This is a genomic window from Pedococcus sp. 5OH_020, from assembly GCF_027812955.1.
Lineage (GTDB): Bacteria > Actinomycetota > Actinomycetes > Actinomycetales > Dermatophilaceae > Pedococcus.
In genome coordinates, this window is the sequence record NZ_JAPYZV010000004.1 from 196,656 (window position 1) to 209,122 (window position 12,467).

Below are 12,467 nucleotides of genomic sequence, written 5' to 3' on the forward strand. Positions count from 1 at the left end.
CACCCGGCATACGCCGTCGAGGCTGGCCGGACCGCACAGTAACCTTCTGCGCATGGCCGCACCCTCCACCGTCGACACCGTCGTCTCCCTGTGCAAGCGCCGCGGGTTCGTCTTTCCCTGCGGCGAGATCTACGGCGGGACGCGGTCGGCGTGGGACTACGGGCCGCTCGGGGTCGAGCTCAAGGAGAACATCAAACGGCAGTGGTGGAAGTCGATGGTCACCGGGCGCGAGGACATCGTGGGTCTCGACAGCTCGGTGATCCTGCCACGCCAGACGTGGGAGGCCTCGGGTCACGTCGCCACCTTCTCCGACCCCCTCGTGGAGTGCCTGAGCTGCCACAAGCGGTTCCGGGCGGACCACCTGCAGGAGGCGGTGGCCGAGAAGAAGGGCCTGGACAACCCCGACGACGTCAAGCTGACCGATGTCGCGTGCACCAACTGCGGGACACGAGGGCAGTGGACGGAGCCGCGCCAGTTCTCCGGCCTGCTCAAGACCTACCTCGGCGTCGTCGAGGACCAGTCGGGCCTGCACTACCTGCGCCCCGAGACGGCGCAGGGCATCTTCCTCAACTTCCTCTCGGTGATGAACTCCGCCCGCAAGAAGCCGCCGTTCGGCATCGCGCAGACCGGCAAGAGCTTCCGCAACGAGATCACCCCTGGCAACTTCATCTTCCGCACCCGCGAGTTCGAGCAGATGGAGATGGAGTTCTTCGTCAAGCCGGGTGACGACGAGGACTGGCACCAGTACTGGATCGACGAGCGCACCCGCTGGTACACCGACCTCGGCATCAGGCCCGACAACCTGCGCCACTACGAGCACGCCCAGGAGAAGCTGAGCCACTACTCCAAGCGGACGGTGGACATCGAGTACCGGTTCGGCTTCACGGGCAGCGAGTGGGGTGAGCTGGAAGGCATCGCCAACCGCACGGACTTCGACCTGACGACGCACAGCAAGCACTCCGGCACGGAGCTCGTCTACTTCGACCAGGCCACCGGCGAGAAGTACACGCCCTACGTCATCGAGCCCGCGGCTGGCCTCTCGCGCAGCCTGATGACCTTCCTCGTGGACGCCTACACCGAGGACGAGGCGCCCAACACCAAGGGCGGGGTCGACAAGCGCGTCGTGCTCAGGCTCGACACGAGGCTGGCGCCGGTGAAGGCGGCGGTCCTGCCGCTCTCCCGCAACGCCGACCTGTCGCCGAAGGCCCGCGACCTCGCCGCCGCCCTACGCCGACACTGGAACATCGAGTTCGACGATGCCGGAGCCATCGGCCGGCGCTACCGGCGACAGGACGAGATCGGCACGCCGTTCTGCATCACCGTGGACTTCGACACCCTCCAGGACCAGGCGGTGACGATCCGCGAGCGCGACTCGATGGCGCAGGACCGTGTAGGGCTGGACCAGGTCGAGGGCTACCTCGCCGGGCGGCTGCTCGGCTGCTGACGCCGAGCCTGCGTAGTCGGAGGGTGGAATGCGGCGCGAGCCGGACGCGGACTTCGCCCGCTACGCCAGAGCTCGGCAGCACCGCCTGCTGCGCGGGGCCTATCTCGTCTGCGGGGACCTGGCGGAGGCCGAAGCCCTCGTCGTGGACGCTCTCGCCCGCCTCGCCGACCGCTGGCAGCGTGCCCGCGAGGACGACCCCGACGCCTCGGTGCGCCGCATCCTCTACCGGGCCGCGGCGTCCTCGCGCGCTGCCCGCCGGGATCTCGCCCAGGCTGCCGCGCACGGCAGTGCCGTCGATGCCTTCCCGCTGGAGGCCCTGACGGCGCGCCAGCGAGCAGTGCTGACCCTGCGCTGGTTCGAAGGCCGCAGCGAGGTGGAGACGGCCCAGCTCCTGGGGGTCTCCGGCGGCAGTGTGCGACACGCCGAGGCGGCCCTGCACGAGGTGCGCCGAGCAGCGGCTCCCGTCGCGGCCGACGGGTCGCGGCGCCTGGGCGAGGTCGAGCCCGGGCAGCTGCTCGAGAGGCTCAGTGCCGCCGTACCGGAGCTCGACGTCGCTCACCGGTCCTGGGCTGTCGCCGTGGAGCGCCGCCGAGCCAGGCGGCGCCGCGCCGTGGCGGCCGTGGGCCTCACGACCGTCGTCCTGGCCCTCGTGGTGGCACTGCGCCTGACCGATGCCCCACGCCCCACCCCGGGGCCCACCGCGACGACGAGCGCGGCGCTGCGGACACTCGCCGACGGCACGGTCTACGCGGAGCTGCCCCCGGAGGGAGAGGAGGGGCAGCTCGGCGAGTTCGACGCGGGCGTTCCGTCCGTCATCGACACGGCGGCGCGGGTGACCCGCCTGTCCGACCTGCCCCGGCCTCTCGAGGCGGTGGCCGCGGTGTACCTGCGCCCTGAAGGGGCGGCCTACCGGGCGGTGCTCGTCACCTCCACGGGGAAGCAGGTCCTCGCCGACAGGCTGCGCCTGCTCCCGGTCCGAGGGCCGGACGACGAGCCGGACGTGCCCCTGGGGCCGCGCGCCCTGGGAGGTAGGGGCCGCTTCGCCGTCTTCGCCCAGCCCGGCGCCGTCGTACGGCTGGACATCAGCACCGGCGACCTCACGACGTACCCGGTCCCCGACCGGAACCTGCTCGTGGCGGGGTGGACGGTCGACCAGGACCTCGTGGTGGCCCGCTCCGCAGGCCGGGCCTGGACCATCGACGTACAGGAGCCCGGAGCGCGGGCGGTCGAGACCGTGCCGACGGCGTACGAGGGCAGGTTCCGGCTGCACTCGGACCAGGGGCGGCCGGGCCGCCTCCTCGTCAGGGTGCAGGACGCTCGCGGCGTGACCGGCTCCTCCAGCACCGTGGCGGCGCCCGTCACGCAGGTGTGGGGAGAGACCCTCGGCACCCAGGAGCGGGCGGTGGCAGGCGTGTTCTTCGACCAGAACCTCACCCACCCGGTGATCCGCCGGGGGAACGGGCCGATCTACCAGGGTCTGGCCGCCGTCGACCTGCAGAGCGGGTCGGCGCGGCTGCTCCTGGCTCCGGAGTCGCCGGACGGAAGGACCGGTCGCGTCGGCCAGTGCTGCGCCGCGCTCGGCTGGGCCGACGCTCGCACGGTCGTCCTGCGGTCCTGGGGGAGCCATGGGTCCTGGCTGTTGTCCTGGAACGTGCAGACGGGTGAGGTGCTGAGGGTCGCGCAGGTCAGGGAACGCGCAGCGACGGGGCAGCGGACGGCCCTCGCCCTGGCGGTGGGCTGGCGCTACTGAGGCGCCGTGGGCACAGCCGGTACGGCAGTCCTGCCCGACACGATGGCTCTGCCGGCAGAGTCTGACAGGCTGGTGTCGTGAGTGGACCGCAGCCCGGGCCCGACCTTCCCGAGGTGCCCGCACGCCTGTCGGCGACGGCAGAGGACCCGGCGTGGCCGGGCCGGCTCCTCGCGCTCTTCATGGCCGGAATCTGGCTGGTGTTCCTCTCCGACGCGTTCGCGCTCGCGTGGCGGGAACGCGAGAGCGTGCGGGGTGACGGCGCCCTGGGCGTGCTCGCGGCCTTCGTGGCGCTCTACCTCCTGCACTTCACCCATCTGCCTGCCGCGGTCTGGGGCAGCCGGGTTTCCGCGGCCCCGGGACCGTGGTACATCACGCGGTCCGGCGTACTGTGCTGGGCGGGGCTCGCCGTGCTGGCCGGGCTGGCGACGGTCACGCTGGGCCAGGAGGGGGCAACCACGTGGGTGTTCCTGGCCGTCTCTGGTCTGTGGACGTTCCGGTTGCGGATCGGGCTCGTCGTCGGGCTGTCGCTCGTCGTGCTCTACGAGTTCCTCACGCTGCACATCTCGGGGTGGACTCACGACGCCAGCATCAGCATGTCCATGGTGCTCGCCATGGCGGCGGTCACCGGCGGGATGGTGGCCTCGCAACGCCAGCGGGCGCTGGCGGAGGCTCGTCGCGAGAACGCCCGGCTCGCGATCCAGGAGGAGCGCAACCGGATGGCCCGCGACGTCCACGACATCCTCGGGCACAGTCTCACCGTCATCACCGTGAAGGCCGAGCTGGCGGCCCGGCTCATGGACGTGAGCCCGGACCGGGCCAAGGCCGAGGTGGCTGACCTGGAGCGGCTGGCGCGGGACGCCCTCGCCGACGTGCGGCGGGCCGTAGCCGGCTTCCGCGATCTCTCCCTGCCCGCCGAGCTCGCACGGGCCCGCTCGTCGCTGGCCGCGGCCGGCATCGCGGCCGACCTGCCCAGCGCCACCGACGCCGTGCCCACTCCCCTGCGCGAGGTCTGTGCCTGGACGCTGCGCGAAGGGGTGACCAACGTGATCCGGCACAGCGGGGCGACCGTCTGCCGGGTGACCCTCGACGAGTACGGCATCGTCATCACCGACGACGGGACGGGCAACTCGCCCGGTCCCCCGGGGACCGGCCTGCTGGGCCTGCGCGAGCGTGCGTCAGCGGTCGGTGCGCACCTGGAGTCGCAGGCGCTGGCGCCGCGAGGTTTCGAGCTGTCGGTCGGTCGCGCGGAACGCGACCGTGCCCAGAGGCATACCGAAGAAAGGGCCGAGGCATGACCATCCGTCTGCTGCTCGCCGACGACCAGGCCCTCGTCCGGGGCGCCCTGGCGACCCTCTTGGGGCTCGAGCCCGACATGGAGGTGGTCGCGGAGGTCGGCCGCGGCGACGAGGTCGTCGCCACCGCTCGCGCGTCCAGTCCGGACGTCGCGCTGCTCGATGTCGAGATGCCGGGACTGGACGGCATCGCGGCCACGTCCGCCCTACACGAGGCGATGCCGGCAGTCAGGGTCCTCATCGTCACGACGTTCGGGCGTCCGGGCTTCCTGCGCCGGGCCCTTCAGGCGGGGGCCCACGGCTTCGTCGTCAAGGACACGCCGGCCAGGCAGCTGGCGGAGGCGGTACGCCGCGTGAACGCCGGGCTGCGCGTCGTCGACCCCACGCTGGCTGCGGACTCCCTTGCCGGGGGCGAGTCTCCGTTGACCCCCCGCGAGACGGAGGTGCTCATCGCCGCCCGCGACGGCGGCTCGGTGGCCGACATCGCGAGGCATGTCAGCCTCTCGGAGGGCACCGTACGCAACCACCTCTCGTCTGCGATCGGGAAGACGATGGCCCGCAACCGCGCGGACGCGGTCAGGATCGCCGACGAGTACGGCTGGCTCTAAGGCCCCGTCGCGACGGGCCTGGAGGGGTCGCTGACCCAGTCGCTCCACGAGCCCACATAGAGGGCTGCCTCGATCCCGGCCTCCTGCAGGGCGAGCAGCTCGTGCGCCGCCGTCACCCCCGACCCGCAGTACACGCCGACCGGCCCGGTGGCGGCGACCCCGAGGTCGAGGAAGCGCCTGCGTAGGTCCGGGCCGGTCCGGAACGTGCCGTCGCCGGTCACGTTGTCCGTGGTCGGCGCGCTCAGCGCTCCCGGGATGTGACCCGCGACCGGGTCGACCGGCTCGCGGCTTCCGGTGAACCGCTCCAGGGCTCGGGCGTCGAGGAGGCTGCCTTCGCGAGCCACCCGAGCGGCCTGCTGGGCATCCAGGACCGGCAGGTGCCCGCTGCTCACGGAGTAGGAGCCCGGCGCCGGGTCGGGGACCGCCGTGCTGGTCGGGAGCCCCGCTCGTTTCCAGGCGGCCAGCCCGCCGTCGAGGACGCGCACGTCTTCGAGCCCGACGTAGCGCAGGACCCACCAGGCTCGGGCGGCCGCGAACGACGGACCCTGGTCGTAGACCACCACCCCGCGGTCAGCGTCGACACCGCAGCGCCGCAGCGCCGCAGCGCCGTCTCGACGACCTGGACGGAGGGGAGGGGGTGACGGCCGCCGACGACCCCCGGCGCGACAGGGCCGGCCAGCTCGGTGTCGAGGTCCAGGAAGGACGCGCCGGGAAGGTGCTCGGCGGCGTACAGGTCCCTGCCCGGGGGACCGCCGGCGGACGTGAGATTCCACTGGACGTCGAGCACGACAAGGCCCGCGAGCTGTCCGCTGAGGTCGGTGACGCTGACGAGGGCGCTCATTCGGCCAGTCAAGCAGCAGATGGGACACTGGGGACGCCATGACCACCATCACCAGCACCGCCCCCGCCCCTGCCGGCGCCCGCACACCCGTCCTGTCGGCCCTGCGCATCGGACGGCACCTCATCGAGTCACCGGTGGTGCTGGCTCCCATGGCGGGGATCACGAACCGCGCCTTCCGACGGCTGTGCCGCGAGTACGGGGAGGACGGGCTGGCGCAGGGTGGAGCGAGCGGGGCGACGTCGCTGTACGTCAGCGAGATGATCACTTCAAGAGCGCTGCTCGAACGGACGCCGGAGACCATGCGGCTGATCGCGCACGACCCGCAGGAGAGTCCGCGCTCGATCCAGCTGTACGGCGTCGACCCGGCCACTGTGGGAGAGGCCGTGCGGATGCTCGTGACCGAGGACCGCGCCGACCATGTCGACCTGAACTTCGGCTGTCCGGTGCCCAAGGTGACACGCAAGGGAGGCGGTGCGGCGCTGCCCTGGAAGAAGGACCTGTTCGAGGCCATCGTCACTGCCGCGGTGCGTGAGGCCGACCCGTACGACGTGCCGGTGACGGTCAAGATGCGCAAAGGCATCGACGACGGCCACCTCACCTACCTCGACGCCGGACGGACCGCGGAGCGTGCCGGGGTCGCGGCCGTGGCGCTGCACGGCAGAACAGCCGCGCAGGCCTACTCGGGTGAGGCGGACTGGACCGCGGTGGCGCGGCTCAAGGAGGCGGTGCGCACAATCCCGGTTCTGGGCAACGGCGACATCTGGTCCGCCGAGGACGCGCTCCGGATGGTCCGCGAGACCGGCTGCGACGGTGTCGTCGTCGGCCGCGGCTGCCTGGGACGGCCCTGGCTGTTCACGGACCTCGCAGCCGCTTTCGCCGGCACCTCGGCGCGGGTCCGGCCCACGCTGGGCGAGGTCACCGCGACGATGCGCCGGCACACGGAGTACCTCGTCGAGTTCTACGGCGACGAGTACAAGGCCTGCCGCGACATCCGAAAGCACATCGCCTGGTACCTCAAGGGTTTCCCCGCCGGGTCCAGCATCCGCAACCAGCTCGCCCTCGTCGACTCTCTGGAGGCACTTGACACGCTCGTCGCCTCGTTGGACCCGGGCGCCGTCTGGCCGGGAGACGCCGCCGAGGGCCAGCGAGGCCGAGCCGGCTCCCCCCGCCACGTGGCCCTGCCGGACCGCTGGCTGGAGTCCCGGCGGCTCGACGAGTCGACCCGTCACGTCGTGGCGCAGGCGGAGCTGGCCGTCTCGGGCGGCTGACCAGGGGTGCGGCTCCAGGGTCTCAAGCTCCGGGGCCTCGACCAGAACTGCGGCTCAGGAAGCGGCGCCCGCGGACGCGGACCCGTGTGCCAGCGCCTCCAGCAGGGCGTTGGTGAAGGCGGGGATGTCTCCGGGGTTGCGGCTGGTGATGACGTTGCCGTCCACGACGACCTCCTGGTCCACCCACTGCGCCCCGGCGTTGCGCAGGTCGGTCTGCAGGCTGGGCCACGAGGTGACCGTCCGTCCGGAGACCACGCCGGCCTCCACGAGCGTCCAGGGGGCGTGGCAGATGGCGGCCACCGGCTTTCCGGTGGCGACGAACTCCCGTACGAAGGCGACGGCCTTCTCGTCCATCCGCAGCTGGTCGGGGTTGGCCACGCCGCCGGGCAGGACGAGGGCGTCGTAGTCCTCGACGGACGCCGAGGACACCTCCTTGTCGACCGGCCGGGTCTCGGCCTTGTCCAGATGGTCGAACGTCTGCACCTCGCCGTTCTCGGGGGCCAGCAGCTCCGGGGTGGCGCCGGTGTCGGCGACGGCGGCCCACGGCTCCGTCAGCTCCACCCGCTCGATGCCCTCGTTGGCGACGAGGAAGGCGACCTTCTTGGCGTTGAGATCAGTCATGGCTCCACCCTGCGATGGCAGTCCGGCACCGGCAACTCGGGCGGAGCCGGACCGCGGCCGGGCGGTGGGGTGTCGCACGGCCGTGAGAGGCTGCCTGCATGGTCGGCACACCGGGCGGGACACCGGAGCGTCCTGCCCTGTTCTTCTCGGGACCGGAGGAGTTCGGCGCCTGGCTGGAGGAGAACCACGACACCGCGCCCGAGCTGTGGATGGGGCTCCACAAGAAACACGTGCCTGACCGCGGGCTCACGTGGGAGGACGCCGTCCTCGAGGCGCTGTGCTGGGGCTGGATCGACTCGATGTCCCAGCGCATCGACGAGGACACCATCCGCCAGCGCTGGACCCCCCGGAAGCCGTCCAGCACGTGGAGCGCAATCAACATCGCCGCGGTGGACCGGCTCAAGGCGCAGGGGCGGATGCGGCCGCCGGGACTGGCGGCGTACGCGCGCAGGCGTCCCGAGCGGTCGGTCGTCTATGCCTACGAACAGCCGGGCGAGCTCGACCTTCCGTCCGAGTACGCCGCGCAGCTGGCTGCCGACCAGGCGGCTTCCGCGTTCTGGGAGCAGGCGACGCCGTCGTACCGCAAGATCTGCGTGAACTGGGTGGTGACGGCCAAGCAGCAGGCCACCAGGGACAAGCGGATGGCCCAGCTCCTCGAGGACAGCGCGCAGGGCCGGCTCATCGCCACACAGCGTTACGGCACCGCGCCGAAGTGGGTCGAGCGAGCCGCCGAGGCGGCCAGGGCGGCAGCCGGGTCCTAGAGTTCCCTCGTGGGCTACACCGAGGTCGACCGGGAGCGCTGGGTGCGCGAGGATCCCGTCCTCAAGCTGGCCGACCGGGACGACTTCGCCCGCGACCGAGCCCGACTCGTACACAGCGCCTCGCTGCGCCGGCTGTCCGCCAAGACGCAGGTGGTCCAACCGGGCGACGACGACTTCGTCCGCAACCGGCTCACCCACTCCCTGGAGGTCGCCCAGATCGGCCGGGAGTTCGGGGCCGCCCTCGGCTGCAACGCCGACGTGGTGGACTCCGCCTGTCTGGCCCACGACCTGGGTCACCCTCCGTTCGGACACAACGGCGAGGAGGCGCTGGACGCGATGGCGGCGGAGATCGGCGGGTTCGAGGGCAACGCCCAGACGCTGCGGCTGCTCAGCCGCCTGGAGCCGAAGCGCGTCCATGCCGACGGCCGTCCGGCCGGTCTCAACCTCACCCGGGCCACCCTTGACGCCACGACGAAGTACCCCTGGCGGCGCGGGAAGGGACCGGGTGGCACCGCGAAGTTCGGCGTGTACGCCGACGACCTACCCGTGTTCGAGTGGTACCGCGAGGGCCGTACCACCCCGCAGCGGTGTCTGGAGGCGGACGTCATGGACTGGTCGGACGACGTCGCGTACTCGGTCCACGACGTCGAGGACGCCATCGCCTCGGGACGCCTGGACCTGCGCCGGCTGCGGGACAGCACGGACGTGGACAGGGTGCTCGCCGTGGCGACGGCACTGTACGCCCCGGACCTCGGCGTCGGCTCCCTGGGAGGGGCCCTGGAGAGGCTTCTGGCCACTGGGGCGGTGCCGACCGCCTACGAGGGGTCGCGAGGGGACCGGGCAGCGCTGAAGGACATGACCTCGAGGCTCATCGGGCGGTTCGTGCTCGCCGTGGAGCTGGCCACCCGGGAACGCTATGGGTTCGGCCCGCTGACGCGGTACGACGCCAACCTCGTGGTGCCGGAGGGCACCCGGGCGGAGTGTGCCGTCCTCAAAGCGGTGGCCGCCCACTTCGTCATGCACGCGCACGAGCGGGTCCCCGTGATGGCCAGGCAGCGAGAGGTGGTCCGTGACCTCGTGGAGGCGTACCGCGAGGACCCGGTCGCCAGGCTCGACCCCGACCTGCTCGAGGACTGGAAGGCCGCGGAGTCCGACAGCGGGGCACTGCGGGTCGTGGTGGACCAGGTCGCGTCGCTGACCGACGTCCGGGCAATGGTGCTGCACGCCCGCTGGAGCTGAGCGGCGGAAGCTAACCGTACCTCCGTGCTGGCTCTGTGCTGGCTCTGTGGCTGGCTCAGTGCTCGAAGGCCCGTGCCTCACCGATGACGGACAGTCCGACGATGGACCCGGTCGGCGGCACGTCGGTCCCGTTGACCCTGGCCGTCACGACGGTGTGGTCCGCCTGCAGCCTCAGGGCCACGAGCGCGTCGTGGCCGAAGTACGTCGTCGAGAGCACCTCGGCGCATGGCACGCCGGGCGCCATCGCGCCGAGCTGGATCTGCTCGGGTCTGATGAGGACGTCCACGGTGCCCTCCGGAGCCGGCTGGTGCACCCGGAGCCGGCCGAGAGCAGTGCTGACCGACGTGCCGTCTGCCTTTCCGTGCAGGAAGACCGCGTCGCCCAGGAACGCTGCGGCGTGCCGGTCCGCGGGCCTGGCGTAGACCTCCGCAGGGGAGCCGACCTGTGAGAAGTGACCCGCGTGCATGATCGCGACCTGGTCGGCGAAGGACAGCGCCTCGGCCTGGTCGTGCGTCACGAGCACCACGGTCACCTCCTGCTTCGCCAAGGCGTCTGCCACCGCCTCACGGGTCGTAGCCCGCAGCCCGGCGTCGAGAGAGGAGAACGGCTCGTCGAGCAGGACCACCTTCGGGCGACGGGCGAGCGCCCTGGCCAGGGCGACCCGCTGCTGCTGTCCACCGGAGAGCTGGTCGGGGCGACGGGCGGCGAGTTCGGGGCTCAGGCCGACCAGGTCGAGCAGCTCGGCCACTCCTTCGCCCGACCTGCGGGCAGCGCGGGGCAGGCCGTAGGCGACGTTGGCCCCCACGCTGAGGTGGGGGAACAGGTTCCCCTCCTGGGCGACATACCCCACACCGCGCCGCTCGGGCGCGACCCACGTCCCCGGTCCCACCACCACCTGGTCGTCCAGGGCCACCGTCCCGGCGTCAGGGGTCTGGAAGCCGGCGACCACCCTCAGCAGGGTGGTCTTGCCGCAGCCCGACGGGCCCAGGATGGCCGCGGTGGTGCCCGAGGGCACGAGGAGGTCGAGGCCGTGCAGGACCGGGCGCCCGTCGTACGACGCGGCGACACCGCGGATGCGCAGCGTTGTCACGGGGTCGGCTCCTCCTCGGCTCGGCGCAGCAGCAGGTACGTCAGCGGGGCGGAGACCAGCACCATCGTCGCTGCGTACGGTGCCGCGCCCGCGTAGTCGATGCTCTCACTCGCGCTCCAGAACGCGGTGGCCAGTGTCTGCGTCCCCGTGGGGGCGAGCAGCAGGGTCGCCGTGAGCTCGGTGGCGGTTGCGATGAACACCATCGCGAACCCGGCCAGGGCGCCGGGCGCCGTGAGCGGCACCATGACTCGGAGGAAGGCCCTGAGCGGCCCGTCACCCAGCGCCCTCGCCGCCTCGATGAGCTCCTCCGGAGCGTGTGCCATCGCGGCCCGGATCGTCACCATGGCGAGGGGGATGAAGAGGATGGTGTACGCGGCGACGGTCACCACGCTCGTCTGGTAGACCGGGCGGGCGTACCGCACCGAAAGCGTCACCAGGGCAAGGGCGATGACGACCCCCGGCAGGGAGGACGCGACGTACGTGGCTCGTTCCACCAGCACCGACAGCCAGCTTCGGCGACGAGCGATGAGCCACGCGACCGGGAAGGCGGCGGCCACACTGACCAGGCCTGCGGAGGTGGCCAGCCGTAGCGTGCCCCACACCGTCGCGGCGAGCTCGGCCGGGTCGAAACCGCTCTCCGACTGGCCCCCGGCGGAGAACCAGTACACCAGGCTGCCCAGCGGCACGCCGAGCGCCAGCACGGTCAGCGCCGTCATGAACACCAACGCCGGGACGGTCCAGCGGCCGAGCGGAGCAGACAGCGCCCGGCGTGCCGCCCCGCGACCCAGGCGGGCGTGGCGCAGCGTCCCGCGGAGCAGGGACTCCACCGTGAGCAGGGCCAGGCACAGCGCGATGAGGACGACGGCGAGCAGGCTGCCCGCGCTGTTGCTGAAGGCCACCTGGAACTGCTCGAGGATCGCCGTGGTGAACGTGTTGAAGCGCAGCATGGCCAGGACGCCGAACTCGGACAGCAGGTGCAGCGCGACCAGTAGCATGCCGCCCAGCGCCGCCGGTCGCAGCTGCGGCAGGACCGCGCGGAAGAAGGCTGCCCAGGGGCTCAGGCCCAGGGAGCGGGCCGAGTCCTCCAGGCCCTGGTCCAGCCCCCGCAGCACTGCCGCCACGGGCAGGAAGACGAAGGGGAAGTACGACAGGGTCGTGACGAGGACGGAGCCGCCGAGGCCTTCGAGGTCAGGCCGGACCGTCACCCAGGCGTAGCTGTTGACGAAGGCGGGGACGGCCAGCGGGCACACCATGAGGACCCGCCAGTAGCGGGCACCGGGCAGGCTCGTCCGCTCCACGAGCCAGGCCGCGCACACCCCCAGCACGGTGGTCAGCGACACGGTGACGAGGACGAGGGAGGCGGTGTTGCGCAGCAGCTCTCCGACGCGCGGTCGCCACAGCAGGTCGAAGGCCTGTGCCGGACCGACCTCGAACGCCTTGAGCACCACGACCAGCAACGGCAGTACGCAGAGCGCCGCGACGGCCAGGCTGGCCGCCACGACGGGCGCGGGCGTGGCACCGGAGGCGCCGCGCGGGGGTCTGGTCATCGGCTC

12 protein-coding genes are annotated in these 12,467 nt (G+C 72.1%); 8 read left to right on the forward strand and 4 right to left on the reverse strand.

Annotation, left to right across the window (positions count from 1 at the left end; translation table 11 throughout):
• Positions 1-52: 52 nt before the first annotated feature.
• The 4 genes from PHA84_RS08725 (at position 53) to PHA84_RS08740 (ending at position 5,094) form a co-directional block, all read left to right on the forward strand.
• Complete coding sequence (locus PHA84_RS08725; protein WP_270887712.1) at positions 53-1,444, forward strand: glycine--tRNA ligase; 1,392 nt, start codon at positions 53-55, stop codon at positions 1,442-1,444.
• Between the two features lie 28 nt (positions 1,445-1,472).
• A complete protein-coding gene (locus PHA84_RS08730) occupies positions 1,473-3,194 on the forward strand; it encodes a sigma factor-like helix-turn-helix DNA-binding protein (protein WP_270887713.1) in 1,722 nt (573 codons plus the stop codon).
• A gap of 77 nt (positions 3,195-3,271) precedes the next feature.
• The gene (locus PHA84_RS08735; protein WP_270887714.1) at positions 3,272-4,489 is read left to right on the forward strand and encodes a sensor histidine kinase; all 1,218 of its coding nucleotides are present in this window, start codon (positions 3,272-3,274) and stop codon (positions 4,487-4,489) included.
• Positions 4,486-5,094 (forward strand): response regulator transcription factor, encoded by a 609-nt coding sequence (locus tag PHA84_RS08740; RefSeq protein ID WP_270887715.1) that lies wholly within the window; start codon positions 4,486-4,488, stop codon positions 5,092-5,094. Before PHA84_RS08735 ends, PHA84_RS08740 begins: the two co-directional genes overlap by 4 nt.
• On the opposite strand, the gene PHA84_RS08745 is transcribed toward PHA84_RS08740, so the two are convergent.
• Entirely contained in the window at positions 5,091-5,654 is a 564-nt protein-coding gene (locus PHA84_RS08745) for a sulfurtransferase (protein ID WP_333742256.1), read from the reverse strand. The genes PHA84_RS08740 and PHA84_RS08745 overlap by 4 nt on opposite strands.
• 77 nt (positions 5,655-5,731) lie before the next feature.
• On the opposite strand from PHA84_RS08745, the gene PHA84_RS08750 reads away from it, so the two are divergent.
• A complete protein-coding gene (locus PHA84_RS08750) occupies positions 5,732-5,977 on the forward strand; it encodes a hypothetical protein (protein ID WP_270887937.1) in 246 nt (81 codons plus the stop codon).
• Positions 5,974-7,203 (forward strand): tRNA dihydrouridine synthase DusB, encoded by a 1,230-nt coding sequence (gene dusB, locus PHA84_RS08755; RefSeq protein WP_270887716.1) that lies wholly within the window; start codon positions 5,974-5,976, stop codon positions 7,201-7,203. Before PHA84_RS08750 ends, dusB begins: the two co-directional genes overlap by 4 nt.
• Before the next feature lie 54 nt (positions 7,204-7,257).
• Here the strand turns inward: dusB and PHA84_RS08760 are convergent, their stop codons facing one another.
• On the reverse strand, positions 7,258-7,824 hold the full coding sequence (locus tag PHA84_RS08760) for a type 1 glutamine amidotransferase domain-containing protein (RefSeq protein WP_270887717.1): 567 nt from the start codon (positions 7,822-7,824) through the stop codon (positions 7,258-7,260).
• A 98-nt stretch (positions 7,825-7,922) separates the two neighbouring features.
• Between PHA84_RS08760 and PHA84_RS08765 the strand changes: the two genes are divergently transcribed.
• On the forward strand, positions 7,923-8,585 hold the full coding sequence (locus PHA84_RS08765; RefSeq protein WP_270887718.1) for a YdeI/OmpD-associated family protein: 663 nt from the start codon (positions 7,923-7,925) through the stop codon (positions 8,583-8,585).
• 9 nt (positions 8,586-8,594) lie between these two features.
• Positions 8,595-9,824, forward strand: a complete 1,230-nt coding sequence (locus PHA84_RS08770) for a deoxyguanosinetriphosphate triphosphohydrolase (protein ID WP_270887719.1) — start codon at positions 8,595-8,597, stop codon at positions 9,822-9,824.
• Positions 9,825-9,879: 55 nt separating this feature from the next.
• Here the strand turns inward: PHA84_RS08770 and PHA84_RS08775 are convergent, their stop codons facing one another.
• Entirely contained in the window at positions 9,880-10,914 is a 1,035-nt protein-coding gene (locus PHA84_RS08775; protein WP_270887720.1) for an ABC transporter ATP-binding protein, read from the reverse strand.
• Positions 10,911-12,461, reverse strand: a complete 1,551-nt coding sequence (locus PHA84_RS08780) for an ABC transporter permease (RefSeq protein WP_270887721.1) — start codon at positions 12,459-12,461, stop codon at positions 10,911-10,913. Before PHA84_RS08780 ends, PHA84_RS08775 begins: the two co-directional genes overlap by 4 nt.
• Positions 12,462-12,467: the final 6 nt, after the last annotated feature.